This window comes from Methylobacterium terricola (assembly GCF_006151805.1).
Lineage (GTDB): Bacteria > Pseudomonadota > Alphaproteobacteria > Rhizobiales > Beijerinckiaceae > Methylobacterium > Methylobacterium terricola.
On record NZ_VDDA01000001.1, the window covers coordinates 138,381 to 164,966 of the forward strand.

Consider the following 26,586-nt stretch of genomic DNA (forward strand, 5'->3'; position numbering starts at 1 on the left):
CGCCTCACTCCGCCATCAGCCGGCGGAGCGCCCCCGCATACCGCGCCGCCACCGCCTCGCGGGCGACGTGCCGTCCGCCCACGACGACCCTGCGGCCCGCCACCCAGACCCCCTCCACCGCGCGGGAGCCTGCGGCGAAGATCCAGCCGTCGAGGAGGGCGTCGCCCCGCCGTTCGAGCAGGGCCAGGTCGGCGCCGTCGAGGGCGACGCAATCGGCCGGCGCTCCGCGCGCGAGCCCACCGCTTTCCGCGGCGAGCGCCTGGGTGCCGCCGGCGAGGGCGGCGTCGAACAGGGCGCGCCCGGTCGAGGCGCCGGGAGCGGCGAGCACGTTGCGCTGGCGTTGGCCGAGGCGCTGGGCGTATTCGAGCTGGCGCAGCTCGTCGGCCGCGCCGATCAGCACATTCGAATCGGTGCCGACCCCGTAGCGCCCGCCCGCCGCGACGAAGCCGGGGGCCGGGAAGATGCCGTCGCCGAGACTCGCTTCCGTCACCGGGCACAGGCCGGCGACGGCCCCGCTCGCGGCGAACCGGGCGGTCTCGTCGGGCGTCATGTGGGTGGCGTGGATCAGGCACCAGCGCGCATCGAGCCCGACCCGATCGAGGAGCCACTGCACCGGCCGCGCGCCGGACCAGCTCACGCACTCCTCCACCTCCCGCGTCTGCTCGGCGGCGTGGATGTGGACCGGCCCGCCTGCCGCGAGACCGATCGCGGCGGAGAGGTCCTCCGGGGTCACCGCCCGCAGGCTGTGGGGCGCGATGCCGAGGGCCGCGCCGGGGAGATTCGCCACGGCGGACCGGGACGCCTCGACCAGGCGGGCGAACAGGTCGAGGTCGCTGACGAAGCGGCGCTGCCCCTCCGTCGGCGCGGCGCCGCCGAAATTCGACCGGCGGTAGAGCACCGGCAGCAGGGTGAGGCGCAGGCCCGTGAGCGCGGCCGCCGCGGCAATCCGCTCGGCCATTTCGGCGACATGGGCGTAGGGGCGGCCGTCGGGCGCGTGGTGCAGGTAGTGGAACTCGCCGACCCGGGTGAAGCCGGATTCGAGCATCTCGACATAGGCCTGCGCCGCCACGGCTTCGGCCTCGTCGGGAGTCATCCGCAGGGCGAAGCGGTACATCGTCTCGCGCCAGGTCCAGAACGTGTCGGCGCTCGCGCCGCGGCGCTCGGCGAGCCCCGCCATGCCGCGCTGGAAGGCGTGGCTGTGCAGGTTCGGCAGGCCTGGCACCAGCACCGCCACCCGGACGTCGCCCGGCTCCGGCGCCCGGCCGGCCTCGACCTCCGAGAAGCGCCCCTCCGCGACCGTCAGCCGGAGATCGGCCTGCCAGCCTGTCGGCGTCAGGGCGTGGGCGGCGTGCAGCACGGTCATCGGCGCGTCTCCTGCATTGGGGCTCGGCACTGTGACCCGAACGGCCCGCTCGCGTCCATTCATGTCTATACAAACTGGATCTCTCATGTCTATACATATGAGCGATTCACCGGGAGGATGCGGGTATGAGCGAGGCAGAGCGACCGCCGCAGGTCTGGCGCAACGTCAGGCTCGCCACCTTCGCGCCCACCCTCCCGGGCATCGGCGCGGTGGAGAAGGGCGCGCTCGCGATCCGCGACGGCCGCATCGCCTTCGCCGGCGCGGAGGCCGACCTGCCGGGGGCGGCGCTCGCCGGGGCCGAGACCATCGACGGCGAGGGCCGCTGGATCACCCCGGGGCTGATCGACTGTCACACCCACCTCGTCTGGGCTGGCGACCGGGCCCACGAATTCGAGCTGCGGCTCGCCGGCGCCTCCTACGAGGAGGTGGCGCGGGCCGGCGGCGGCATCGTCTCCTCGGTCGCCGCCCTGCGCGCGGCGAGCGAGGACGATCTGGTGCGCCAGACCCTGCCCCGGCTCGACGCGCTGCTGGCCGAGGGCGTCACCACCGTCGAGGTGAAGTCCGGCTACGGCCTCGACCTGCCGGGCGAGCGCAAGGCGCTGCGCGCCGCCCGCCGCCTCGGCGAGGTCCGGCCGGTCGGCATCCGCACCACCTTCCTCGGCGCCCACGCCCTGCCGCCGGAGGCTGGCGGCGACAAGGACCGGTACATCGCCGAGGTGGCCGGCACGATGCTGCCGGCGTTGGCCGCGGAGGGCCTCGTCGATGCGGTCGATGCCTTCTGCGAGGGGATCGCCTTCTCGCCCGAGCAGGTCGCGCGGGTGTTCGACCGCGCCGCGGCGCACGGCCTGCCGGTGAAGCTCCACGCCGACCAGCTCTCGAATCTCGGCGGCGCCGCGCTCGCCGCCCGCTACCAGGCCCTCTCGGCCGACCACCTGGAGCATACCGACGCGGCCGGGGCCGCCGCCATGGCGGCGAGCGGCACCGTCGCGGTGCTGCTGCCCGGCGCCTACTACTTCATCCGCGAGACCAAGCTGCCCCCAGTCGACCTGTTCCGGCGCTACGGCGTTCCCCTGGCGGTCGCCACCGACTGCAATCCGGGCACCTCGCCGCTGACCTCGCTGCTGCTGGCCATGAACATGGCCGCGACGCTGTTCCGCCTCACCGTCGATGAGTGCCTGGCCGGGGTCACCCGCGAGGCCGCCCGCGCCCTCGGGATCCTCGCCGAGGCCGGCACCCTCGAAGCCGGTAAGCGCGCCGACCTCGCGGTCTGGTCGGTCGAGCGGCCGGCCGAGCTCGTCTACCGGATGGGGTTCAACCCGCTTCATGTCCGGATCCGGGCGGCTCGCGACTGAGTGGCCGCCCTCATGACGCGACGGACCTGACATCCACCGGGTCATTCCGCGGCCGCACGGCTTGGCCCGGAATCCAGGACCGCAGGTGGAAAAGAACAAGGCGGACCGCGCCCCGCCTTGTCCCGAACCATCATCGCTTCCGACGTCCGGGCTCCGCTGCGCGGCCCCGGACTGACGATCGAGGGTTTGAACTCTTCCGGTTTCATCAAAGCACTGTCCGACTCACGTGACCGTCCGGAGCCCCCAGCCATGACCCGCATCGACAACGCCCGCACCATCCGCGCCCCCCACGGCTCGACCCTCACCGCCAAGAGCTGGCTCACCGAGGCGCCGCTGCGGATGCTGATGAACAACCTCGATCCCGACGTCGCCGAGCGGCCGGGCGAACTCGTCGTCTATGGCGGCATCGGCCGGGCGGCGCGGGACTGGGCGAGCTTCGACCGGATCGTGGCGGCCCTGCGCGACCTCGACGACGACCAGACCCTCTTGGTCCAGTCCGGCAAGCCGGTCGGCGTGTTCCGCACCCACGCCGATGCCCCGCGGGTGCTGATCGCCAACTCGAACCTGGTGCCGCACTGGGCGACCTGGGACCACTTCCACGAGCTCGATCGCAAGGGCCTGATGATGTACGGCCAGATGACGGCCGGGTCCTGGATCTATATCGGCAGCCAGGGCATCGTGCAGGGCACCTACGAGACCTTCGTCGAGATGGGCCGCCAGCATTACGCCGGCGACCTGTCGGGCCGGTGGATCCTCACGGCGGGCCTCGGCGGCATGGGCGGCGCGCAGACGCTCGCCGCCACCATGGCGGGCGCCTCCTGCCTCGCCGTCGAGGCGCAGGCCTCGCGCATCGAGTTCCGCTTGCGCACCGGATACGTCGACGTCCAGGCCCGCGACCTCGACCATGCCCTAGAGCTGATCGCGGAATCCGGCCGGACCAAGACCCCGCGCTCGGTGGCACTTCTCGGCAACGCCGCCGAGATCTTCGGCGAGCTCTACGCCCGCGGCGTGCGTCCCGACTGCGTCACCGACCAGACCTCCGCCCACGATCCGGTCAACGGCTATCTGCCGGCGGGCTGGACGGTGGCCGAGTGGGAAGCCAAGCGCGAGAGCGATCCGGCCGCGGTGGCGGCAGCCGCCAGGCGCTCGATGGCGGTGCATGTCCGGGCGATGCTCGATTTCCACCGCGCCGGGGTGCCGGTGGTCGATTACGGCAACAACATCCGCCAGATGGCGCTGGAGGAGGGCGTCGAGGACGCCTTCGCCTTCCCGGGCTTCGTGCCGGCCTATATCCGCCCGCTGTTCTGCCGCGGCGTCGGCCCGTTCCGCTGGTGCGCGCTCTCGGGCGACCCCGAGGACATCTACCGCACCGACGCCAAGGTGAAGGAGCTTCTGCCCGACAACCACCACCTCCACCGCTGGCTCGACATGGCGCGGGAGAAGATCCGGTTCCAGGGCCTGCCGGCGCGGATCTGCTGGGTGGGCCTCGGCGACCGCCACCGCCTCGGGCTCGCCTTCAACGAGATGGTGCGCACCGGCGAATTGAAGGCGCCGATCGTCATCGGCCGCGACCACCTCGATTCCGGCTCAGTCGCCTCGCCGAACCGCGAGACGGAGGCGATGCGCGACGGCTCGGACGCGGTCTCCGACTGGCCGCTCCTCAATGCCCTCCTCAACACCGCGTCCGGCGCGACCTGGGTCTCGCTGCACCATGGCGGCGGGGTCGGGATGGGCTTCTCGCAGCATGCCGGCATGGTGATCGTCTGCGACGGCAGCGAGGCCGCCGACCGGCGCCTGGAGCGGGTTTTGTGGAACGACCCCGCCACCGGCGTGATGCGCCATGCCGATGCCGGTTACGAGGAGGCGGCGGCCTGCGCCCGGGAGCACGGGCTGGATCTGCCGAGCCTGGGGTGAGGGTTTTCCCCGGGTTACGAGGACGTTCGGACCGGTCCTCCTGACGGTTCTCGTCCTGAAGCCGTGTCCGATCGTTCGTCATCACGTTCAAGCCCACGCCGTCATTCCGGGCTCTGCTGCGCGGCCCCGGAATGACGCGAAGGCTGTCCGTACCGGTGAGGACAGTTGGGAGGTTCTGATACCGCAGCGCCTTCGAACGAACTCGTTCGAAGGCACGAGGGTATGAGATCGGGATTGTGCTGACGTGAGAGCCGGTCCGCCGTGTCCAGACACCCTGCCCATCGTCGATGAGCCCTCCCGATACCGTCCGACGTACTTCGGGAACTTCCCATTCTCACGCCGCAACCCTGGCGAAGACGCCCGCACAGGGCGAAACCGGCCCTTGCTCGATTGGCCGCTGCCGATCCCCGGAGCCGCCCTCCCGCGCCCGCCCTGTCCACTGACGCAGGGTCCGGAATGGTGGGGAAACCGTGCATGATCCGGTCCCCGACCGGTCGCCCATCCCCGCTGTCCCCGATGTACGCCGCTCCGCCGATCCTCGTGCCATCCACCGCCGACGACCGCGAGTGGCGCCACCACACGGCGCGGTCGAGGGTCGGCCTCGCCCCGATGCCTTCGTTCCCGGATCAGTCGCTGCCGGGGCGTACTTCACGAACGGTTCGCCATGATCCTGATCCACGTCAGCCGTCGTCCCGCATCGCCCGATCCATCCCATCCGTTCCTGAATCCGCTCGTACGATGCGAGGTCTGACGAGTCGAGAACGCGATCCTCCACCCCGGAGAGTCCCACAGGAAAGCTTTCACGAGTCACGTCCTGCCGCTCCCGCTCCCTTCGACAGATGCGGTGGCCAGGTGATTCGTTCCGATGAGGCCTGTGGACTCCGGTGGACGCTCGTGGACGGCGACTCGACTCGGGTCTTCTCGGTTCGGGGGCTCGGTCGATGGGTGCGGACTCGGGGCGTGAGTCGTTGTCCGGCTTTTCCCCAGAATGCACCGCTTAGAGTGTTACAGGAATCTTTATGGATTTAGGCGCTTCGGCGGCGGCGATTCCCGAAACGCGCCCAAATGCTTAATGCGAGTCGGCCGTTCCCGTTGTGCCGAGGATCTGTCCCCGTTGTACCGCGAGTCCTGTCCCCGAAGTGCCGTGCCGGCGTTCCCGATCGCACGGTGCCCGTTCCCGAAGTGCCGATCCGACCCTGCGGCGTTCCCGAAGTGCCGAGTCCACCCGACTCGTTCACAGGGATTCCGGGGATTTCTCCTCGGGCACCCCCCGTCCCCATGGCCCCGGACCCGTACATCGGGAACGGGAGGCCTGTGGATCAGTGGGCGTCGCGCACGAAGCGCTCGGCGAAGCCCAGGAAGGCGCTCTCGTAGTTCTTCGGCTCGCGGTCGGCATCGCCTTCGAGCCAGTGGTCGAACTCGGTCTTCAGCCCGTAGACGTCCCAGCCCGGATGGGCCTTGCGGCAGAGCGCGATCGTCTCATCCGACAGGTGGCGGAACAGCGGCAGCTCCTGTGCCGCCTTCGGCTTGCGGGTGCGCTTGGTGGGGCTCTTGGGCTTCGGCGCGGCAGCGATCAGGATCTCGTCGGTCACGAGGTCGCGGCGGATCATCCGCAGGTGCGGCTCGCCGCGCTCCTTGTCCTCGATCCGCAGCACGAAGCCCGGCAGCTCGTCGGCCTTGGCGATCTTGGCGATCTCGAACTTGAACCGGCGATAGGTGCCCTCGGCGCCCGACTTCTCGAACAGGGTCGGCAGGCTGATGGCGAAGCCCCCCTCCCCTGCCCCGCCGGCATGCTTGCGGGCGATGCGGTAGAGCCAGCGCTCGCGTCCGCCGGTGATGCCGAAATAGGCGGGATCGATGGCGAGCACGCCGCCATCCATCAGCACGCCCTCGTAGAACCAGTCCGACAGGGTGATCGACATGCCGCGGCTGGCATTGGTCTCCTCGTCGATCGTGTCGTCGAACGAGTCGATCCAGCTGAACTGGCGCTCCTTGCGCTTGGCCTTCTCGGCCCGGATGTTGGTGCGCACCGAGGTCGATTGCAGGCGAAACAGCGCGTCGCGCAGGAGCTTGTACTGCCGCCCGCCAGTCTCGCGGCCGATGCCCTTCAGGAGGTCGTAGGGCATGAAGTTCAGCTTGCGCGGGATGTCGTTGCGGCCGCGCTTCTTCATCTCGCAGATCGTCGAGGCGGCCCAGATCAGGATGTCGGCATCCCAGATCGTCGCCATGCCGTAGGCCTGGTTCGGCAGCACCCGCACCCAGACCGAGCCGTCCGGGCTCGTATAGTCGATCTCCTTCAGGCGCTTCTGCTTGGCGATCGAGAAGAACGGCCGCTCCATCGTCTCCCGCTGGTCGCGGAAGTGCACGAAGGGCACCACCATGTCGATCTGGTCGTTGCGCCGATGGCTCATCGTCACGCCCGTGTCATGCCCGCATCCGGCAGCCCCGGCCCCTGCCGCGCCGTGCCGCTCCCTGCCGTCGTGCCGTCCAACATCCCGCTCATGCCGACGACGCTAGGACCCGCCCGCCTTCCAAATCGTGGACGCCAATGGGTTTTCGGAGGTCGTCCCCGATCCTCTTCAATCGCGGTTAACGTCGATTCCGGATTGCGGCGTTCGTCCAGGCGGCCGGCGCGGCCCGGAACTTCCCCCGCCCCCGCGCCGTTCTCCCGCAACAGCCAAGCTCAGCCTGAGACCTCCCATGCGCTTCGTCACCGCCGCCCTCCTCCTCGCCACCAGCCTCACGGCCGCCCAGGCCCAGGGCACCGTCCGGGGCGCACAGGACGGTGCGGCAAGGGGCGAGGCGATCGCCGGACCGGTCGGGGCGGTGGTGGGGAGCGCCATCGGGGCCGCCGTCGGCACCGCCAACAGCATCCTGGGCATCGACCGGCGCGAGCGATTCCGCATCTACGCCGCCGGCGAGCGCCGGCCCTCCTTCGCGTATCAGGGGCCGATCCGCGCCGGCACCGTGCTGCCGCCCGAGGGCGTGATCTACTACGACGTGCCGCCGGAATTCGCCCTCAAGGGCTACAACTACACCATCGTCAACGACCACCCGGTCCTGGTCGAGCCGGGCACCCGTCGCATCGTCGAGGTGATCGACTGACGGGGATAGGCCGCGATCGTTCGTGACGCCGGGGCCGGGTTCGGGGTAAGAGCCGGTAGGAAGAAACCCCCGTCCGGAATGTCACGCCCCTCCGATCCTCCGAGCGTCGTCTGCGACCCTGGCCGCCTGGCCGCGCTCGAGGCTCACGCCGTCCTCGACACCCTGCCCGAGCAGGGCTTCGACGACGTGGTGCGACTGGCGAGCCGCCTGTGCGACACGCCGGTCGCGCTGGTGAGCCTCGTCGCCGGCACCCGGCAATGGTTCAAGGCCCGCACCGGCTTCCCCTTGGCCCAGACCGACCTCGGCCGCTCGGTCTGCGCCCACGCCCTGACGCAGCCGGATTCGCTCCTCGTCATCCCGGACCTGACGCAGGACCCGCGCACCCGCGACAACCCGCTCGTCACCGCCTCGCCCGGCATCCGGTTCTATGCCGGGGCGCCTTTGCGCACGCCGGAGGGGCACGTCCTCGGCACGCTCTGCGTGATCGACTACGTGTCCCGGCCCGAGGGCTTAAGCGCGACCGAGGCGGACGACCTCCGCGCCCTGGCGCGCCAGGTGACGGGCCATCTGGCGATGCGCCGGGCGGCCGCCGAGCGCGAGGCGGCGCTGCGGGCGGTGCAGGCCACCGAGGAGCGCTACCGCCTGGCGGCGCGCGCCACCAACGACGCGATCTGGGACTGGGACTTCGCCACCGACCACGTGCTGTGGAACGAGGCGCTGCAGGCCGCCTACGGCCACCCCCTCGCGGAGGTCGCGCCGACCGGGGCGTGGTGGATCGACCATATCCATCCCGACGACCGCGCCCGGATCGACGCCTCGATCCACGCCGTCATCGACGGCGCCGGGACGGTGTGGAGCGACGAGTACCGCTTCCGCCGCGCCGACGGCTCCTACGCCGACGTCCTCGACCGCGGCTCTGTGATCCGCGACGCGGCCGGCCGGGCGATCCGGATGATCGGCGCCATGCTCGACCTCACCGAGCGCCGGCGCGCCGAGGCGGCCCGGCGCGATTCCGAGCGCCGGCTCGATCTCGAGCGCAGCCTGCTCAAGTCGGTCTTCCGGCAGGCGCCGGTCGGCATCTCGGTCGCCGGGACCGAGCCGGGCGCGCCGAACCTGATCAATGCCCGGGCCGAGGCGATCCTGGGCCACAGCCTCGGCGGGCCGGCGCTCACCCGCTACCAATCCTTCCGCGCCGAGCATGCCGACGGGCGCATCTATGCCCCGGACGATTACCCGTCCCTGCGCGCGCTCCGGGAGGGCGCCGTGGTGACCGGCGAGGCGATGCGCTACCGCAACGCCGCGACCGGCGCCCTGCGCCTGCTCGAAGTCTCCAGCGCCCCGGTGCGGGACGAGGACGGGACGATCCGGGCGGCGGTCACGGTCTTCCTCGACGTGACCGAGCAGCGCCGGGCCGAGGCCCAGCTCCGTCGCCTCGCCCTCGTCGCCGAGCAGTCGAGCGACTTCATCGCCATCGCGGATGCCGACGGCATCATCGACTACGTCAACCCGGCCGGCCGCGCCCTGGTGGGCCTGAGCGAGGACGCGGCGCGGGGAGCGCATCTCACCGACGTCTTCGCCCCCGAGGACCTGCCCTTCGCCGAAGGAACCATCCTGCCGGCGATCCGGGCCGGCGGCAGCTGGAGCGGGGAATACCGCCTGCGCCATCTCGCCAGCGGAGCCGTGGTGCCGGTGCGCTACAACCTGTTCGCGCTCCGCGGTCCCGGCGGCGGCTTCGAGGGCTTCGCGGCGGTGAGCCACGACATCTCGGCCCGCAAGGCGGCCGAGGCGCGGCAGGAGATCCTCAACCGCGAGCTGAGCCACCGGCTCAAGAATACCCTGGCGATGGTGCAGGCGGTCGCCGTGCAGACCCTGCGCAACGCCACCGACCCGGCGGCGGCCCGCGACGCGCTCGTCGCCCGCCTGGTGGCGCTCGGCAAGGCGCACGACATCCTGCTGACCGGCGAGGGCGAGAGCGCCGACCTGCGGGCGGTGCTCGAGGGCGCGCTGGCGATCCACGACGACGGCCGCCCCGGCCGGTTCCGGCTCCAGGGCCCGCCGGTGCCCTGCGGCGCCCGGGCGGCCCTGTCGCTGACCCTGATGGCGCACGAGCTCGCCACCAACGCGGTCAAGTACGGCGCGCTGCGCCATCCCGACGGCTACGTCACCCTCGACTGGGCCGTCGCCGGCCGCGCCGGGCCGGTCCTGTCGCTGCGCTGGCAGGAGCATGGCGGGCCCCCCGTGACGCCGCCCGCCCGCAAGGGGTTCGGCTCGCGCCTGATCGAGCGGGGACTCGCCGGCACCGTCGACGGCGAGGTCGCCACGCATTACCCGCCCGAGGGCGTGGTGTGCACGCTCACCGCGCCGCTGGCGGAGCTGCTGACGGGCGAGTGAGGGGCGTCCCCTCCCCTCCCCTTCCCTACGCCGCCGCCACGCCCCGCTCCGGCCGCGCCCGCAGCACCGCGAGCCCGCCCCCGCTGACCACCAGGATCACCGCCGCATACAGGTCGGCGGTCGTCGCGTAGCCGAGGCTGCGGGCGAGGAAGCCGGCGCCGACCGCCGGCAGGCTGAAGGCGAGGTAGCTCTGGACGTAGAAGGCGGCGAGCAGGCCGGCGCGCTCGTCGGGCCCGGCGAGGGGCATGATCGTGCCGAGGCAGCCGAGGAAGCTGGCGCCGAAGCCGCCGCCGGTGACGAGCGTGCCGAGGATCAGCACCGGCACGCTGGCCAGATGGATGCCGGCGACCACGATGACGACGCCGAGCGCCGTCGCGAGCACCCCGAAGGTCAGGTTGTCCCGGGGCGTCCGGCCCCGGCGCACGCTCACCGAGACCGCCCCGGCCACCATCAGCGCGGTGACGACGGCCCCGCCGGTGAGCGGCGCCCGGCTGCCGGTGGCCGCCGCGACGACCGAGGGCACCAGCGAGAGGTAGAAGCCGCCGAGCGTCCAATTGGCGAGGTTGATCGGCGTCACCAGCGCCAAGGAGCGCCGGATATGGGGCGGGACGGCCATGCGGGGCCTGAGCGAGGCGAGCGCCCCCGGCCGCGTCGCCGCGCTCTCGGGGATGAGCCGGACCGCCAGCGCCAGCCCGGCGAAGACGCAGGCGAGCAGGCCGTAGACGAGGTGGAGCGGCAGCGGCGCGACCTGGATCAGCGCGCTGGCGCCGAGCGCGCCCACCGCCATGCCGGCAAGCGGCGCCACCGCGTTGACGACCGGGCCGCGGGCACGGTCGACATCGACCAGGGCCGCGCCGAGGGAGGCGGCGGCGATCCCGGTGGCGAGGCCCTGGACGATCCGGGCGACGACGAGCCAGGCGGCGCCGTAGCCGACGAGCAGGAACAGCCCCATGGCGACCGCCTCGAGGAGCAGCGCCCCGGCGATCACCGGCCGGCGCCCGAGATGGTCGGACAGCGAGCCGGCGACGAGCAGCGCCTTGAGCAGGGCCACCGCGTAGACCGCGAAGACCAGGGTCACGAAGACCGGCGAGAGCGCCAGGGTCTCCTGGTAGATCCGGTAGAGCGGCGTCGGGGCCGCCGCGGCGGCGAAGAACGCCCCGAGCGTCACGGCGTGGACGCCGAGCGGGTCGAGCTGCCAGGATCCTTGACCTCTGCGCATCGCCATGCCCCTTAAAGCAAACCCGTTGCGTTAACGATCTAGAGCCGCGGGGTGCTAAAAGCAAATTCTTTGCGTTTGGAGGATGGCGGCGATGGCGGAGAGGGAGGCGGGACCGCGCCCGGGCGGGCGCAGCGCGCGCGTCCAGGCCTCGGTCCACCGCGCCGTGCGGGCGCTGCTCGCCCGGATGGACCGGGCCGAGGTCACGATCCCGCTGGTCGCCGCGGAGGCCGGCGTCACGCCCTCGACGATCTATCGCCGCTGGGGCGAGCTGAACGAGCTTCTGGCCGATGTCGCGGTCGAGCGGCTGCGCCCCGACATGGTGCCGGTCGAGACCGGTAGCGGGCGGGGCGACCTCCTGGCCTGGGCCGAGCAATATGCCGAGGAGATGTCCTCGGGCCTCGGCCGCGAGATGATCCGCGACGTGCTGGCGGCGGAGGGCGCCGCCGGTCCCCGGCGCTGCTGCTGTTACGCCCGCCAGCAGATCGCCGTCATCGCCGACCGCGCCGCGACCCGCGGCGAGGCGTTTCCGGATCTCGACGCGGTGCTCGACGGCGTCATCGCGCCGATCCTGTTCCGGATCCTGTTCGACGAGGCGCTGGGGGGTGAGCGGGTCGGGGTGCTGGTGGAGGGGGTGTTCGCGGGGTTCGGGCGGCGGGCATGATGACGGCCCGATCCAGCGGGCGCGCGGCGCAATCCCGGGAACCGCGCCGGCCTCGGGAACGCGCGGGCAGCGTGCCGCTTCGTGCCCTCCCCCCTGTGGGTCCGGATCCCGGGCTCGGCTGTCGCGGCCCGGGATGACCCGGAGGGTGTCACGGCCGCGGTCGGCTCACGACGCGCCCTCCCCCGCCGCCAGCAGGCAGATCCGCCGCGTCACCCGCCACGCCGTCGCGAAGGCCGGCACCGGCAGGAACTCGAACCGCGAGTGGAAATTATAGGCACCGGTGAAGTAGTTCGGCGTCGGCAGGCCGCGGGCCGAGAGCGCCGCGCCGTCGGTGCCGCCGCGCATCGGGATCTGGTTCGGCGTGACGCCTTCCGCCGCGAAGGCCGCGAGCAGCAGGTCGACCGGGCGGCGATCGTCGCCGAGGCTGTCGTGGATGTTGCCGTAGGTGTCGGTGATCCGACACTCCACCCGGCCCGTCGGATAGCGGGCCGCGATCTCGTCGGCGACCGTGTGCAGGCGCGCCTTGCGGGCGGCGAACCCGTCCTTGTCGAAGTCGCGGATCATCGCCTGCAGGCGGGCCTCGCCGGAATGGGCCTGGAGGCCGTTGAACCAGATGTAGCCCTCCCGGCCCTCCGTGTTCTCCGGCGTCTCGGCCCGATCGAAGCGGGCGATGAAGTCGTGCGCCATCAGGAGCGGGTTCACCATCACGCCCTTGGCCGACATCGGATGCGCGGCGACGCCGGTGAACACGATCTCGGCGCCGGCCGCGTTGAAGGTCTCAAACACCACCTCGCCCACCGCGCAGGCATCGATCGTGTAGGCGAAGTCGCAGGGAAAGCGCGCGAGGTCGAGGGCCTTGGCACCGCGCAACCCGATCTCCTCGTCGGGCACGAAGGCGACCCGGATGTCGCCATGCGCGTCCTCCGGCGTCAGGGTGGCGAGCAAGGTCATCAGCACGGCGATCGCCGCCTTGTTGTCGGCCCCGAGGACGCTGGTCCCGTCGCCGACGATCACGTCCTCGCCGGTCCACGGCGCGATCTCCGGGTGCTCGGCCGCCCGCAGCCAGATGTCCCGCTCGCGGTTGAGGCAGAGGTCGCCGCCGTCGAAGCGCAGCACCTGCGGACGGATCTCGGGCGAGAGCCCGACATCGACGGTGTCGAGATGGGCGACGAAGCCGATCGGCGGCACGCCGGGCCGGGTGCCGGGCTTTCGCGCCGTCAGGATCGCCTGCGCGTCGAGCTCCACCTCGGTGAGGCCCAGATCGCGCAATTCCCCGGCCAGCAGCTCGGCGAGCGCCCGCTGGCCCGGGGTGCTCGGCAGGGTGGTCGCGCGGGCATCGCTCTGGCTCGCCACCGCGAGGTAGCGGACGAAGCGCTCGACCAGTTGCGCCCGCAGGGCCGTCTCGTCCGGCATGGTCCGGTCCATCCTCAGCTGAGCGCCACGGCAAAGCCGCGCTGCACCGCCGGCCGCGCCATCAGGGCGTCGTACCAGCGTCGCACATGGGGGTGATCGGCGAGGTCGACCCGGTGCCGGGCGTGGCGCCAGGCCCAGCCGAGGATCGCGAAATCGGCGATCGAGAGCGCGCCAGCGACGTACTCGCCCTCGGCGAGGCGCCGGTCGAGCACGCCGTAGAGCCGGCGCGTCTCCTTCTGGTAGCGCTCGAGCCCGTAGGCGCGGTCTTTCTCGTCGACGGTCAGGAAGTGGTGGACCTGGCCCGGCATCGGCCCGAAGCCGCCCATCTGCCACATCAGCCACTCCATCGCCTGGACCCGGCCGCGCCCGCCGGCTGGGAGGAACAGCCCGGTCTTCTCGGCGAGGTAGACCAGGATCGCGCCGGACTCGAACACCGAGATCGGTGCCCCGTCCGGCCCCTCGGAATCGACGATCGCCGGAATGCGGTTGTTCGGGCTCAACCGGAGGAAGTCCGGCTCGAATTGCCGGCCCTTGGTGATGTCCACCGGCTCGACCCGGTAGGGCAGCCCCATCTCCTCGAGGGCGACGCTGATCTTGCGCCCGTTCGGCGTGTCCCAGGTGTAGAGCTGGATCATGATGCGCCCTCCTCCGGGGCCGGACCGTAGGACGGTTCGGGCGCGGAGTCGCGCCGGTTTTCGGCCGGGCGGGTCGCGGCGGATCCGCTTCCACGGCATGGCAGGGCCTGCCGCAGGCGACCGGGCCTGATCTCTCCCCGTCGTCTCCGCCGCCCGGCGTGGGGCGGGAGCGGAAGGCGGGGCATGGCTCGCTCGCGCGCGCGTTTCCGTCCGTGACCCCCGACCTCCCCTGCCCGGTCATCCTGGGCTTGAGCACGAAAGTGCCACATGCCCGCAAATGACGCACAATTGTGCTTGTGCGCCGGGCCGTCGCCGGGTACCACTGTGATCACAGACACGACACAGGCTGCCCTCGAGAGCGGCCCGAAGTCTGGGGAGGAACGCCCTCACAGAGGGCCAGCACCGCCGCGACGCCATCGCGGCGGTGCTTCCGTGATGGGCTCAGGCCGGCGAGCGGGCCGTGCCGGCCGCCAGGCCCCGCCGTGAGCGCAAGCCGCCGGAACGGGGCCGCCCCCGGGTCGCTACCGGCACAGCGGCTTCAGCCCAGGATCGCGACATCCGGCAACGACGGTCTCCACGGGGCGGACGATCCTGGTATCGGGTCGGGTCGCCGCGTCAGGCCTCCCTCCCCGGCTCCGGCGGCTCCGGGAACGGCGTCCAGTGGGTGAAGGCGTCCGGCGCGTAGCCGTACTCGGTGGTGGCGACGTGCCAGGGCCGGCCATCCCCGGCCCGTCCGGGATCCCAGCGGATCACGGCGCGCCGGTCCGGCACGTCCCGGTGGATGGCGATGATCCAGCGGCCGTCCTGTGGGGCGCGATCGATGGGCCTCCAATCGGTCATCGGCTGCTCCGCGGCGATTGTCCTCAGCACGACCAACGCGCCGGGCCCGGGCCCGTTCGCGTCAGCGCGGGGCGGCGCCGCGGGCCAGGCGCTCGCCGGCCTCGCACTCGCGCAGGTAGGTTTCCCGGTTGTCGCCGGTGATGCCGCTCTGGTCGGCCTTGGCCTCGCAGATCTGGCGGCCGTCGGCGGCGCCCGGTTCGGGCGCAGCTTGAGCGAGGGCGGTGGCGGGCGAAAGGAGCGCGAGAATCAGCACGGCGCGGCGCATCGGGGGCCTCTCGGGTCGCGGGCGGGACATCTGGAGACATGTCCCGCCCGGCCGTCCGGTTCCCCCATCAGGGCCGCGAGCGGCCGGCCCGGTAGGCGGCCAGGATCTCCGGCAGCCGATCGAGGACGTAGTCGGCCAGCCCCGGCTCCAGGCTCTCGTCGAAGGTCACCGCCACCCGGTCCTTCCCGCGCTCGATCCGGGCGATGCCGCGTCCGGCTTCGTCGCTCCACACCTGCGGCGCCGGCCGTGGTGCGGCGGCCGGTGCGAGCGCGGCCAGCAGCGTCGCGAAGCGCTCGTTGGTCGGCTTGTCGGCGAAGGCCGGGTCGGCAATGAGGCGGGCGATCCGGTCGGGGCGCGCCGCCTTGATCCGCTCGGCGAGCAGCATCCAGCGCGGGCGCCCGGCAGCCGGCGCCGGGCCGATGGCGCGGACGATCTCCGCCGGCACGGTGCGCGCCACCGAGATCAGGGTCGAGAGATCGCCCTTGCCGACGCCCATCGCGGCGGTGATCGTGGCGCGGGCAAAACCGTGCTCCTCGAGCCGGAGCGCGAAGAAGGCCCGCTCGATGTAGCTCAGGTCCTGGCGCTCCAGGTTCTCCTTGCCCTGCGCCACCACCAGCTCGGCATCGGAGAGCGGGCGGACCACGGCCCGGACCGGCCGGGCGAGCCGGTGCGCCGCCTGGATGCGCCGGCGACCATAGGCGACCTGATAGCGGTCCGGGGCGTCGGGATGCGGCCGCACCAGGATCGGCACCTGCTGGCCGCTCTCGCGGATGCTCTCGACGAGGGCGGCGAGGCCCGGATCATGCGCATCCGCCACCCGGTCGGCGATGAAGGAATCGTCGATCCGGCCCGGCTCGATCTCGACCACGACGCTGCCGGCCTCGATCTCGGCCGCGGCATCGGCCCGGGCGGCGAGGCCACGCAGGGTGCTGCTCATCGCCCGCACCGGGCCGCTGCGGCTGCGCTCCGGGGGCCTGACGTCCGGGCCCGTGGGGGTGTCCGGGGTGGCGGGGTTTGCATCTGCAAACTCCGGCTCGGCGGCGTCCGGGTTTGCAGCTGCAAACGCCTCCGGCTCGGGCGCCGGCGGGGCGGCCGGACCGGCGGGCTTCGGTGCCGGCCGGGCGCCGAACAGCGCGTCGAGGTTCGACTTGCGGCTCATGACCGGCCCCAGGCACGACGGATCAGGCCCTCGATCTCGCCGTTGACCGCCTCGAGGGATTCGAGCGCCCGGTCATAGGTCGAGCGGGTCACGCTCTCGCGGCCGATCTCGTAGAGGGTCTGCTTCGACAGCCCGGCATCCGACACCGCCGAGGATTTCAGCATCGGCGCGGTCAGCACCGCGTCCTCGAACAGCGTGCGCAGCATCCCGACGATGCGGGTCTGCGGCGCGTCCTGCTGCTCGTAGCGGGTCACGAGGTAGCGCAGCCAATCGTATTGCAGCCGCCCGCCGGATTCCGCCACCACGCCGAGCAAATCCTCGGTCATCGCCAGGAACTGGCTCATCGAGGCGACGTCGAGCATCTGCGGATGCACGGTGATGAGAAGCGAGGTCGCGGCGCAGAGCGCCGAGAGCGTCAGGTAGCCGAGCTGCGGCGGGCAATCGATCACCACCACGTCGTATTCCTCCGCCACCGTCTCGATGGCGTGGGCGACCCGGTCGAAGAACAGCGGCTCGCCGGCCCGGCGCCGGCTCAGTGCGCGGGGCGTCTCGTGCTCGAACTCCATCAGCTCGAGATTGGCCGGCACCAGGTCGAGGCCGGTGAAATAGGTCGGCCGCACCACCTCGCGCAGGGGCTTGGCGTCGTCGTAGCGGATCGCGCCGTACAGTGTCTCGTCGGCGCCGACATCGAGTTCGGGCTGCACGCCCATCAGGGCCGAGAGGCTGGCCTGGGGATCGAGGTCGATGGCGAGCACCCGGTAGCCGCGCAGCACCAGGGACTGGGCGAGGTGGGCGGTGGTGGTGGTCTTGCCCGACCCGCCCTTGAAGTTCGCCACCGCCACGACCTGCAGGTGCTCGTTCGCACCCCGCCGCGGGTGGTAGCGGCGGCCGCCACGGGTGTTCTCGTCGAGGTAGCGGCGCAGGCCGTGTATGTCGGCGAGGCTGTAGGAGCGCCGGCCGTTGGACGAGACCTCCGGCTGCGGCCCGAGCCCGTCGGCGGCGAGCTGCTGCAGCCGCGACACCGTCACGCCGATGATCCGGGCGGCCTCGGTCGAGGTAAAGCGCCGCAGACCCTTGGCGGCGGTGGGCGGAAACAGGCCGGACGAGATCGCCTGGAGCTGCTCGCGCAGGATCGACGCATGGGCGCCGATCATCGCAGCGGGCGCGACGGGGGCGGGGGGATGCGGCGGCGTATGCTGATTCATGCTCGCGAGCCCTGCTTGCAGAAAAATCGCCGGTTCGGCGTTCAAACTGCAATTGGCCTGTTCGAGCCCCGATTCGCAATCGCCGCCGCCGGTTCGACGCAAGCCTCGCGCAAGCCCGAGCGCCGAGGCGGCCGCCGATCCGGCAGGGCGACGGCAGGGGAGGGAGCGCCCGGCCCGCCACCTGGACCGGGACCTCCGGACGGACATGCGGCTACCTCGAAAGAGGGCTGCGCCGGCCGCTTCAACGCGCACGCCCCCGGCGCTAGGGTCTGGGTCGGCGCCGACCCCGCCTCCGCCGGACAGGGGAGACCACGGACATCCGCCGCACGGCCCCCACGTCCAAGGTCAAGCTCCTCCGGCGGAGCGGCTTAGGCTGAGACCACGAAAGGCTTAGGCTCCCGCCTCCCTGGATGAAATCCGTAAGCTTGACGGAATCCTCCGCCCGACTCCGCGATGGGATTTGCCAGCCGTTAAGCCGGGTCGAGTTTAGTGGCTGACATCAGCTCCGTTCGAGCGTCCTGCGCCGCAGTGGAGCAGGTGTTTCGCTAAAATAGACGCCCGAAAATTTACCAAGATTTATACCTGACATTGCACCCTCATCTGCGTGATGAGAGTGTCGTCTCATACAGGAAGGTGGAGCCTCATGGTCGAAATCTCCGATATCCGGGACGTGCTGAAGTCGCTCGAGTCGCTGAAGGGGGTGGTCGACACGCTGTCGGACGACGACGACCTGTTCGAGAAGGGCCTCGATTCCTTCGGCTCGGTCCAGCTGATGCTGGCCCTCGAGGAGCGGTTCGAGATCGAGTTCCCCGACTCGGCGCTCGGCCGGCGCTCGTTCTCGACCATCCGCATCATCCGGGACACCGTGGCGGGCCTCGCCCAGCAGGAGGCCGCATGAACATGCACGTCGAGGTCGCGGCGGCTCAGCCCGTCGCGACGCCGGTGCCGGCGGGCGGCCTCGACGCGCGGGCCAAGCGCGTCGCGGACATCGCCGCCCGGCACGCCGACGCGGTCGATCGCGAGGGCCGGTTCCCGGCCGAGGCGGTCGCCGCGCTCAAGGCCGAGCGCCTGCTCGGCATCCAGGTCCCGCAATCCTTGGGAGGGGAGGGGGCCACGATGAGCGAGATCGCCGAGCTCTGCGCCGTCCTCGGGCGGGCCTGCTCGGCCTCCGCGATGGTGTTCGCGATGCACCACATCAAGCTCGCGAGCCTCGTCACCCACGGGGTCGACAGCGCCTGGCATCGCGGCCTGATGGAGCGCGTCGCGGCTGAGCAGATGCTGATCGCCTCCTCGACCACCGAGGCCGGCATCGGCGGCGACCTGCGCAACAGCCTGTGCGCGGTCGAGGCCGAGGGTGACGTGTTCCGCCTCACCAAGGAGGCGAGCGTCATCTCCTACGGCGCGCAGGCCGACCTGATCCTCGCCACCGCCCGCCGCCATCCGGAGGCCGCGACCTCCGACCAGGTGCTGGTGGCGCTGCTCGCCAACCAGATCACGCTCGAGCGCACCAGCATCTGGGACACGCTCGGCATGCGCGGCACCTGCAGCGACGGCTTCGTGCTCCGGGCCGAGGGCCTGCCCCTCGTGCAGGTGCTGCAGAAGCCCTTCGCGGAGATCGCCGCGCAGTCGATGCTCGCCGCCTCGCACCTGCTCTGGGGCAGCGTGTGGTTCGGGATCGCCGCTTACGCGGTCGATCGCGCCCGCGCCTTCGTGCAGGCCGAGGCGCGCAAGAAGCCGGGCCAGGTGCCCCCGGGCGCGCTCCGTCTCGCCGAGGCCGCCAACGCATTGCAGGCGATGAAGAGCACGGTCGTCGCCGGGCTCGCCCGCTACGAGGCCGCCAAGGGCGACGCGGACGCCCTCAGCGCGATCGGGTTCTCGATCATGCTGAACAACGTCAAGACCACGGTCTCGGGCCAAGCCGTCGACATCGTGCAGCGCGCGCTCTCGGTGGTCGGCATCGCCGGCTACAAGAACGGCACCCCGTTCAGCCTCGGCCGGCAGCTGCGCGACGTCCTCTCGGCGCCGCTGATGATCAACAACGACCGCATCCTCTCCAACACCGCCAACCTCCTGCTGGTGCAGAAGGGCAGCGGCAAGCTCCTGAGCGCGTGATGGACCAGAGCCTCTCCTCCGATCTCCTGCCCGCCGCCGACGAGGCGCCCGTTGACGTGGCTCCCGAGCCGCGCTCCTTCCTCGACCGGCTGTTCGACCGCGGCCTCCTGATCCGCACCGGGGTCGACGGGCTCTACGGCCGCTCCGGCGCCTTCGAGAGCGTGGTCGAAGCCCTCGACCGGCTGGTCTCGCGCATCGGCGGGGCCGACGGCGCCGAGGCCCTGCGCTTCCCGCCCGGCATGGCCCGCTCCAGCTTCGAGCGCAGCGGCTACCTGAAGGGCTTCCCGCACCTCGCCGGCACGGTGCACAGCTTCTGCGGCAACGAGGCCGACCACGCCCGGTTGCTCGCCTGCCTCGACGCCGGCGAGGACTGGACCGCCAAGCAGGCGGCGACCGACATCGTGCTGACCCCGGCGGCCTGCTACCCGCTCTATCCCGTCGCCGCGGCCCGCGGCCGGCTGCCGGAAGGCGGCCTGCTGTTCGACCTGCAATCCTACTGCTTCCGGCACGAGCCCTCGCTCGAGCCGACCCGGATGCAGCTGTTCCGGATGCGCGAATACGTCCGCATGGGTACGCCGGAGCAGGTGCTGGCCTTCCGCGAGCTGTGGCTCGCGCGCGGCACCAAGATGATGAGCGACCTCGGCCTGCCGCTCGCCATCGACCCGGCCAACGACCCGTTCTTCGGCCGCGCCGGCAAGATGCTCGCCAACAACCAGCGCGCCCAGGCGCTGAAGTTCGAGCTGAACGTGCCGGTCAACAGCGAGGACAAGCCGACCGCCTGCCTCAGCTTCAACTACCACCAGGACCATTTCGGCACGACCTGGGACATCAATCAGGCCGACGGCTCGACCGCCCACACCGCTTGCGTCGGCTTCGGGCTGGAGCGGATCACCCTTGCGCTGCTGCGCCACCACGGCCTCGACCTCGACGCCTGGCCGGCGGATGTGCGCGCCCAGCTCTTCGGCTGAGGCCGCGATGTCGGCCGCCCTCGCACAACTCCCCCGGGATGTTGCGATCGAAGCCCCGCGGACGGAGACGTCCGCGGCCCGCTTCACCCCGCACGCGCTCCACGCCCCCGACCGGACCTGGCCGGAGACGAACTGCTACGTCGATCTCTGGATCGAGCTCCTGCACGTGCGGGGTCTCGCGCCCGAGGCGATGCTGGGCTTCACCCTGCGGCAGGATTTCGAGGGCGACCAGTTCACGTTCTTCAAGCCGAAGGCGGCCGATCTCGAGGCGCTCTATGGCCTCGAGATCCTGGAACTCGCGCTCTACGAAGACCTGGAGAGCCACAGCCTCGTCCAGGCGGCCCGCGGGCTGCCGGTGCTGGTCGAGGTCAACGCCTACTTCCTGCCCGACACCGCCGGCACCACCTACCGGCGGGAGGCCTCCAAGACCACGATCGGTATCCTGGCCCTCGATCCCGCGCGGCGCCGGCTCGACTACCTCCACAATGCCGGCCGCTTCACCCTCGAGGGCGAGGATTACGACGGCATCTTCGCCCGGGGCGAGCTCCTGCCCTATGCCGAGTTCGTGAAGCCCTGCGGTCCGGCCCTGGCCGGTTCCGCGCTGACCGACGCGGCGCTGACGCTGCTGCGCCGGCACCGGGCGCAGGCGCCGGAGGCCAATCCGGTCGCCGCCTTCCGCGCGGCCTTGGCGGCGAAGGAGGATGCCTTCGTGCAGCGGCCGCTCTCGGCCTTCCACGCTTACGCCTTCAACACCACCCGCCAGCTCGGGGCCAACTTCGAGCTGCTCGGCAGCCACCTCGCCTGGCTGGAGGCCGAGGGCGCAGGATCGTTCGGCATGGCGGCGGCGGCGGCGACGCGGCTCGCGCAGGAGGCCAAGGCGTTCCAGTTCCAGCTCGCCCGGGCCTACGCCCGCGGCCGGCTCGCCGGCCTGCCCGAGCGTCTGGCCGCCGCCGAGGCGAGCTACGCCGCTTTGTTCGACGCCCTCGACCGCGCCCTCGCCGCGGGGTGAGGGACCGTCTGACCGGCGTTGCCGGTCGAGCGGACACGCAGCGACAACCCTCGGCGTCATCCCGGGACTCGCCCCAGGCGACAATCCGGGATGACGCCGGGGATGTCATCGCCGTTGCGCCATTCCAGCACCCTCCAAGGACGACATGGCCCTTCTGCGGAACGCCGACCGGACCCTCGACGGGCCGTGGGAGATGATCGTCACCGGGCCGGGCGCCTGCGCCGGGCCGGCTGACCTCGATGCACTCGCCGGCTTCATCCCCGCTCCGGTGCCCGGCACCGCCGCCGGTGCCCTGCGCGCGTCAGGCCGCTGGTCGGAGGCCGCGCCGACGCCGCTCCACGGCTCCGACATCTGGTACCGCACGACGATCGCGGGTCAGGGCCGCGAGATCCTGCGCTTTGACGGGATGGCGACGCTCGGCGAGGTCTGGCTCGACGGTCGGCTCCTGCTCTCCAGCCGGTCGATGTTCCTCGCCCACGAGGTCGCGGTCGATCTCGACGGCACCCACAGCCTCGTCCTCGCGTTCCGTTCGCTCGGCCAGGATCTCGCCCGGCCGCACAAGCGGGGGCGCTGGCGGCCTCAGCTCGCCACGCCGGGCTCGCTGCGCCACGCCCGCACGACGTTGCTCGGCTTCATGCCGGGCTGGTGCCCGAGCGTCGACGCCGTCGGCCCCTACCGCGCGGTCACCCGGCGAGGGGAGAGGGGGCGCCCCACCGACATCGACCTGCGGACATGCGTCGAGGACGGGACCGGGATCCTCACCGTCCGGCTGACGGTCCCGGATGCCGCCGATCCCCCGACCCTGCGCTGCGACGGCCGCGGCACGCCCCTGACCGAGACCGCGCCCGGCCGTTTCGAGGGCCGGCTCGCCCTTCCCGACATCGCCCTGTGGTGGCCGCACACCCTCGGCGAACCACGGCTGCACGCCGTCGCGGTGGAATCCGGGGAGCGAACGTTCGATCTCGGCCGGGTCGGCTTCCGCACGATCACCCCGCTCCGCCCCTTCGCGGAGGGCCTGAGCCTCGCGGTGAACGGCGTGCCGGTCTTCTGCCGCGGCGCCTGCTGGACGCCGGCCGACCTCGTCGGGCTGCCGGACGACCGGGAGGCTTACGCCCCGCTCCTGCGGCTCGCCGTCGAGGCCGGCATGACCATGCTGCGGGTCGGCGGCACGATGCTCTACGAGGCGCACGCCTTCCACGACCTCTGCGACGAGCTCGGCATCCTGGTCTGGCAGGACCTGATGCTGGCGAATTTCGATTACCCGACCGAGGATCCCGGCTTCCGGGCTGCGCTGGAGGCCGAGATCGCCCAGCTCCTCGACCGGCTCCAGGCCTCGCCCTCGCTCTGCGTCGTCGGCGGCGGCAGCGAGGTCGAGCAGCAGGCCGCGATGCTGGGCTTCCCGGAGACGGTCTGGCGCGCCGCGGCGGTGGAGGCGATGCTGCACGAGGCCGTGTCCGCGCGTCGGCCCGACCTCGTCGTGGTGCCGAACTCGCCCTCGGGCGGCGACCTGCCGTTCTCCACCAATGCCGGCGTGACTCATTATTACGGCGTCGGCGCCTATGGCCGCCCGTTCGAGGATGCCCGCCGGGCCGAGGTGCGCTTCGCCTCCGAATGCCTGGCCTTCGCCAACGTGCCGGAGCCGGTCTCCCTGGCGGAGGCCGGGCTGACCGATCCCCGTGACCCGGCCTGGGCCGGAGGCGTGCCGCGCGACCGCGGCGCCGATTGGGATTTCGAGGACGTGCGCGATCACTACGTCGGCGCGCTCTACGGCGTCGACCCGGCGGCTTTGCGCCGCGACGATCCCGCGCGCTACCTGACCCTCGGCCGCGCCGCCGTCGCCGAGGTGATGGAAGCGACGGTTGCGGAGTGGCGCCGCCCCGCCTCGCTCACCGCCGGCGGCCTGGTCTGGCTCTGGCGCGACCTCGCGCCGGGGGCCGGCTGGGGCGTGGTCGATGTCGCCGGCCGGCCGAAATCGGCCTGGTACGCCCTCAAGCGCGCCTTCCGGCCGGTCCAGGCCGTGCTCTCGGACGAAGGGCTGAACGGTCTCCACGCCCATGTCCTGAACGAGACCGACCGGCCGCTCGACGCGACGCTGGCGCTCACCTTCACCGCCGCCGCCGGCAAGGTCGCCGCGAAGGCGGAGCGGTCCCTGTCGCTCGGGCCCCGCGCGTCGATCAGCCTGTCCTCCGCCACCCTGCTCGGCCGGTTCTTCGATGCGACCGTCGCCTACCGGTTCGGCCCTGCGGCGCATACCCTGGCGCATCTGCGGCTGACCGGTGCCGACGGGACCGTGCTGGCCGAGGCGTTCCACTTCCCGAGCGGTCGCGATGCGGTACCGCAGGAGATCGGCTTGTCCGCCGACCTCGTCGAGGAGGGGAGGGGGGTCGCGTTGCGGATCGCCTCGGCACGCCACGCGCTGGCCGTCCACGTCGCCCTCGAGGGCGAGGGGCGCCCGTCGGACAACTGGTTCCACCTGGCGCCGGGGGGCGAGCGCCGCCTCGCGTTGATCGGCACGCAGGGGCGGCCGACCGGCACGGTGCGGGCGGTGAACGCGAGCGAGGTGGTGCGGTTCTGACGCGGGTGCGGCCCGCCCGGCGGCCTCGCCCTCCCGGGTGATGCCGAAGCCGCTGCGCGGCCCCGGACCGAGGCGATGGATGGTGGGGCTGCCGGTGTCGTCGAGCGGGCGCTCAGCCCCCGGCCGCCAGATACGCCCGCCACCCGCCGAACCGCGACACGTCCTCGGCCGCCCGCACGCCCTCGGGCTCGCACAGGAACCCCTTCGGGGTCGTGCCGTCGGCGAGCCGCAGGGTGCCGATGCCGAGGGGGGCGGGGATCGCCGCGACGAAGCGGCCGAACGCCTCCGGCGACAGGGCCCAGACCTCGGTGGCGATCGCGGCCCCGCCCTCCGCCACCCGCACCAGGCCGGGGCGGCGCGGGCCTTCGCCCGGCAGGGCATAGAGCCGGTAGTCCGGCCGGGTCGCGACCGCGCGCAGGAGCTGCGCGCCGAGCGCCGTCAGCTCGCCGTTGAGGCCCAGGCCCGACAGGTGCGCACCGACCACCGCCAGCTCGACCGCATCGCCGGCCGCCCGCGCGGGTCCCGGCTCGAGCGCCGGCGGCAGCGTGGCGCCGGTCGCGCCCATCGGGACGCCGCCAGCGCGGTGGAGGGCGCCGCCGAGGGGAATCAGGGCGGCGTCGCGGCCCGCCGGCGCGATCAGCGTCACGCCGGCCGGCCCGCCATCGGCGCGCGGACGGCTCGGCACGGCGAGCGCGCAGAGATCGAGCAGGTTGACGAAGTTGGTGTAGGTGCCGAGCTCGGCATTGGGGCCGATCGGGTCGGCCTCGAGCGCCGCCAGGGTCTGCGGGCGCGGGAAGGTCGGCACGCACAGCGCGTCGATGTCGCGCCAGACCGGCTCGGTGGCACGGCGCAGCTCGGCGAGGCGGTAGCGGCCCGCGAAGGCGTCGGCGGCGGAGAAGCCGGTGGCGCGCTCGGTGATGGCGCGGGTGACCGGGTGCAGCGCCTCCGGCTGCGCGGTGATGAACGGGCGGATCGCCTCCCATCGCTCGGCCACCCACGGCCCGTCATAGAGTAGCGCGGCGGTGGCGAAGAACGGCGCGAGATCGACCGGTATCAGCGTCGCGCCCAACGCCGCGAGATCGGCGAGCGCGGCGTCGAAGGCGGCCTCGGACAGCGTATCGCCGAAGAAGCGCCGGCTCGCCGCATCCGGCACGCCGATCCGCCGTGGCAGCGCCCCGGGGCGCCCGAGGGGCAGGGCCCGCGAATACGGGTCGGCGGCGTCGAACCCGGCGAGCGCGGTCAGGCCGTCGAACGCATCCTCGGCGGTCAGCGCGAAGACCGAGACGCAATCGAGGGTGCGGCAGGCCGGCACGACGCCGCGGGTCGAGATGGCGCCGAGGCTGGGCTTCAATCCGACGATCGCGTTGAGCCCTGCCGGCACCCGGCCCGAGCCGGCGGTGTCGGTGCCGAGCGCCAGCGGCACCAGTCCGGCCGCGACGGCGACGGCCGAGCCCGACGACGAGCCGCCGGGGACGAGCCGCGGATCGAGGGTGTTGCGCGGCACGCCGTAGGGCGAGCGCACGCCGACGAGACCGGTGGCGAACTGGTCGAGGTTGGTCTTGCCGATGACGAGCGCCCCGGCTTGGCGCAGGCGTGCCACCACCGCGGCATCCGCCTCGGCCACCGCGGCGTAGCCGGGGCAGGCGCAGGTGGTGGGCAGGCCCGCCACGGCGATGTTGTCCTTCACGGCGACCGGGATACCGTGGAGCGGGCCCGCCGGCAGGTCTTGCGCCTCCGCCGCCACCTCGGCCTCGGGCCGCAGGGTGATGAAGAGCGCCGGATCGGCATGGGCCGCGATGCGCCGGTAGACCTCGCGCACCGCCTCGGCGGGGGTGAGGGACCCGGAGGCGTAGGCCTCGCGGTACTGGGCGACGGTCAGGGGCAAGGGGCTGAGGGGGGTGGAGGTCACGCCGGCACCTCGTCGATCAGGCTGACATGCGCCGCCACCACCCGCCAGCCCTCGGGAAACCGGACCCAGGACTGCATCTGACGCCCCACCTTGCCCGGATGGGCCTCGCGCCAGAACAGCGTCGAGGCGGTGGCGAAGTCGCGCCCGAAGGTGGTGATGACGGTCTGTCCGATGCTGCGCTCGACCCCGACCGGCGAGCGCGCCCGGCGGAAGGCCCGGATCGCGTCCATGCCGTAGAGGTTCTCGGCCGTGCCGTACCGGATGGTGCGGGAATCGTCCCGGAACAGGGCCTCGAGGGTCGGCACGTCGTTGGTGACGAGGGCGGTCTCGTAAGCAGCGAAGGCCGCCTCGACCTCGGCCTTCACGTCGGGGTGGTCGATGTCCATGGGGGTGGTCCTCCCTTCCATCGATGTGGAAAGATCCATGTCGGAAACGGAAAGTCGCGGGATCCCCTCTCCCGTGCGGGCGAGGGGTCGGGGTGAGGGTGGCGC

At 72.3% G+C, this 26,586-nt stretch carries 21 protein-coding genes; 10 read left to right on the plus strand and 11 right to left on the minus strand.

Going from position 1 to position 26,586, the window contains the following annotated elements:
- Nucleotides 1-4: 4 nt before the first annotated feature.
- On the minus strand, nucleotides 5-1,363 hold the full coding sequence (locus FF100_RS00580; protein WP_139033626.1) for a formimidoylglutamate deiminase: 1,359 nt from the start codon (nucleotides 1,361-1,363) through the stop codon (nucleotides 5-7).
- A 125-nt stretch (nucleotides 1,364-1,488) separates the two neighbouring features.
- Here FF100_RS00580 and hutI point away from each other — a divergent pair, with 125 nt between their 5' ends.
- Nucleotides 1,489-2,715, plus strand: a complete 1,227-nt coding sequence (gene hutI, locus FF100_RS00585) for an imidazolonepropionase (RefSeq protein WP_139033627.1) — start codon at nucleotides 1,489-1,491, stop codon at nucleotides 2,713-2,715.
- 249 nt (nucleotides 2,716-2,964) lie between these two features.
- On the plus strand, nucleotides 2,965-4,629 hold the full coding sequence (gene hutU / locus FF100_RS00590) for a urocanate hydratase (protein WP_139033628.1): 1,665 nt from the start codon (nucleotides 2,965-2,967) through the stop codon (nucleotides 4,627-4,629).
- Nucleotides 4,630-5,948: 1,319 nt separating this feature from the next.
- Here the strand turns inward: hutU and FF100_RS00595 are convergent.
- Nucleotides 5,949-7,040, minus strand: a complete 1,092-nt coding sequence (locus FF100_RS00595; protein ID WP_139034253.1) for a replication initiator protein A — start codon at nucleotides 7,038-7,040, stop codon at nucleotides 5,949-5,951.
- A gap of 289 nt (nucleotides 7,041-7,329) precedes the next feature.
- Between FF100_RS00595 and FF100_RS00600 the strand changes: the two genes are divergently transcribed.
- Both FF100_RS00600 and FF100_RS00605 read left to right on the plus strand, forming a co-directional pair.
- Nucleotides 7,330-7,734, plus strand: coding sequence for a DUF1236 domain-containing protein (locus FF100_RS00600; RefSeq protein ID WP_139033629.1), 405 nt, complete (start codon nucleotides 7,330-7,332; stop codon nucleotides 7,732-7,734).
- Nucleotides 7,735-7,812: 78 nt separating this feature from the next.
- On the plus strand, nucleotides 7,813-10,125 hold the full coding sequence (locus FF100_RS00605; protein WP_139033630.1) for a PAS domain S-box protein: 2,313 nt from the start codon (nucleotides 7,813-7,815) through the stop codon (nucleotides 10,123-10,125).
- 25 nt (nucleotides 10,126-10,150) lie between these two features.
- Here FF100_RS00605 and FF100_RS00610 read toward each other — a convergent pair whose 3' ends face one another.
- Nucleotides 10,151-11,344: an MFS transporter gene (locus FF100_RS00610; RefSeq protein ID WP_246101857.1), complete on the minus strand. Its 1,194-nt coding sequence runs from the start codon at nucleotides 11,342-11,344 to the stop codon at nucleotides 10,151-10,153.
- Nucleotides 11,345-11,435: 91 nt separating this feature from the next.
- Between FF100_RS00610 and FF100_RS00615 the strand changes: the two genes are divergently transcribed.
- Nucleotides 11,436-12,005, plus strand: a complete 570-nt coding sequence (locus FF100_RS00615) for a TetR-like C-terminal domain-containing protein (RefSeq protein ID WP_139033632.1) — start codon at nucleotides 11,436-11,438, stop codon at nucleotides 12,003-12,005.
- 165 nt (nucleotides 12,006-12,170) lie between these two features.
- Here FF100_RS00615 and pepT read toward each other — a convergent pair whose 3' ends face one another.
- From pepT to repA, 6 genes are all read right to left on the minus strand, one after another.
- The gene (gene pepT, locus FF100_RS00620; RefSeq protein WP_139033633.1) at nucleotides 12,171-13,418 is read right to left on the minus strand and encodes a peptidase T; all 1,248 of its coding nucleotides are present in this window, start codon (nucleotides 13,416-13,418) and stop codon (nucleotides 12,171-12,173) included.
- A gap of 14 nt (nucleotides 13,419-13,432) precedes the next feature.
- The gene (locus tag FF100_RS00625; protein WP_139034254.1) at nucleotides 13,433-14,056 is read right to left on the minus strand and encodes a glutathione S-transferase family protein; all 624 of its coding nucleotides are present in this window, start codon (nucleotides 14,054-14,056) and stop codon (nucleotides 13,433-13,435) included.
- 612 nt (nucleotides 14,057-14,668) lie between these two features.
- Nucleotides 14,669-14,893, minus strand: coding sequence for a hypothetical protein (locus tag FF100_RS00630; RefSeq protein ID WP_139033634.1), 225 nt, complete (start codon nucleotides 14,891-14,893; stop codon nucleotides 14,669-14,671).
- Nucleotides 14,894-14,954: 61 nt separating this feature from the next.
- Complete coding sequence (locus tag FF100_RS00635; protein ID WP_139033635.1) at nucleotides 14,955-15,158, minus strand: hypothetical protein; 204 nt, start codon at nucleotides 15,156-15,158, stop codon at nucleotides 14,955-14,957.
- Between the two features lie 67 nt (nucleotides 15,159-15,225).
- Nucleotides 15,226-16,317, minus strand: coding sequence for a plasmid partitioning protein RepB (repB, locus tag FF100_RS00640; RefSeq protein WP_139033636.1), 1,092 nt, complete (start codon nucleotides 16,315-16,317; stop codon nucleotides 15,226-15,228).
- On the minus strand, nucleotides 16,314-17,522 hold the full coding sequence (gene repA / locus FF100_RS00645; protein WP_139033637.1) for a plasmid partitioning protein RepA: 1,209 nt from the start codon (nucleotides 17,520-17,522) through the stop codon (nucleotides 16,314-16,316). Before repA ends, repB begins: the two co-directional genes overlap by 4 nt.
- A 643-nt stretch (nucleotides 17,523-18,165) precedes the next feature.
- On the opposite strand from repA, the gene FF100_RS00650 reads away from it, so the two are divergent.
- The 5 genes from FF100_RS00650 to FF100_RS00670 all read left to right on the plus strand — a co-directional run bounded on the left by FF100_RS00650 (nucleotide 18,166) and on the right by FF100_RS00670 (nucleotide 24,186).
- Nucleotides 18,166-18,420 (plus strand): acyl carrier protein, encoded by a 255-nt coding sequence (locus FF100_RS00650; RefSeq protein WP_139033638.1) that lies wholly within the window; start codon nucleotides 18,166-18,168, stop codon nucleotides 18,418-18,420.
- A gap of 2 nt (nucleotides 18,421-18,422) precedes the next feature.
- Nucleotides 18,423-19,634, plus strand: a complete 1,212-nt coding sequence (locus FF100_RS00655) for an acyl-CoA dehydrogenase family protein (protein WP_139034255.1) — start codon at nucleotides 18,423-18,425, stop codon at nucleotides 19,632-19,634.
- Nucleotides 19,634-20,602: an amino acid--[acyl-carrier-protein] ligase gene (locus tag FF100_RS00660; protein WP_139033639.1), complete on the plus strand. Its 969-nt coding sequence runs from the start codon at nucleotides 19,634-19,636 to the stop codon at nucleotides 20,600-20,602. The genes FF100_RS00655 and FF100_RS00660 overlap by 1 nt, the downstream gene beginning before the upstream one ends.
- Nucleotides 20,603-20,609: 7 nt before the next feature.
- The gene (locus tag FF100_RS00665) at nucleotides 20,610-21,611 is read left to right on the plus strand and encodes a DUF1839 family protein (protein ID WP_139033640.1); all 1,002 of its coding nucleotides are present in this window, start codon (nucleotides 20,610-20,612) and stop codon (nucleotides 21,609-21,611) included.
- Between the two features lie 145 nt (nucleotides 21,612-21,756).
- Nucleotides 21,757-24,186, plus strand: coding sequence for a glycosyl hydrolase 2 galactose-binding domain-containing protein (locus FF100_RS00670; RefSeq protein WP_139033641.1), 2,430 nt, complete (start codon nucleotides 21,757-21,759; stop codon nucleotides 24,184-24,186).
- 112 nt (nucleotides 24,187-24,298) lie between these two features.
- Here FF100_RS00670 and atzF read toward each other — a convergent pair whose 3' ends face one another.
- Together atzF and hpxZ are read right to left on the minus strand one after the other, a co-directional pair.
- Nucleotides 24,299-26,095: an allophanate hydrolase gene (atzF, locus tag FF100_RS00675; protein WP_139033642.1), complete on the minus strand. Its 1,797-nt coding sequence runs from the start codon at nucleotides 26,093-26,095 to the stop codon at nucleotides 24,299-24,301.
- Nucleotides 26,092-26,481, minus strand: coding sequence for an oxalurate catabolism protein HpxZ (hpxZ, locus tag FF100_RS00680; RefSeq protein WP_139033643.1), 390 nt, complete (start codon nucleotides 26,479-26,481; stop codon nucleotides 26,092-26,094). Before hpxZ ends, atzF begins: the two co-directional genes overlap by 4 nt.
- Nucleotides 26,482-26,586: the final 105 nt, after the last annotated feature.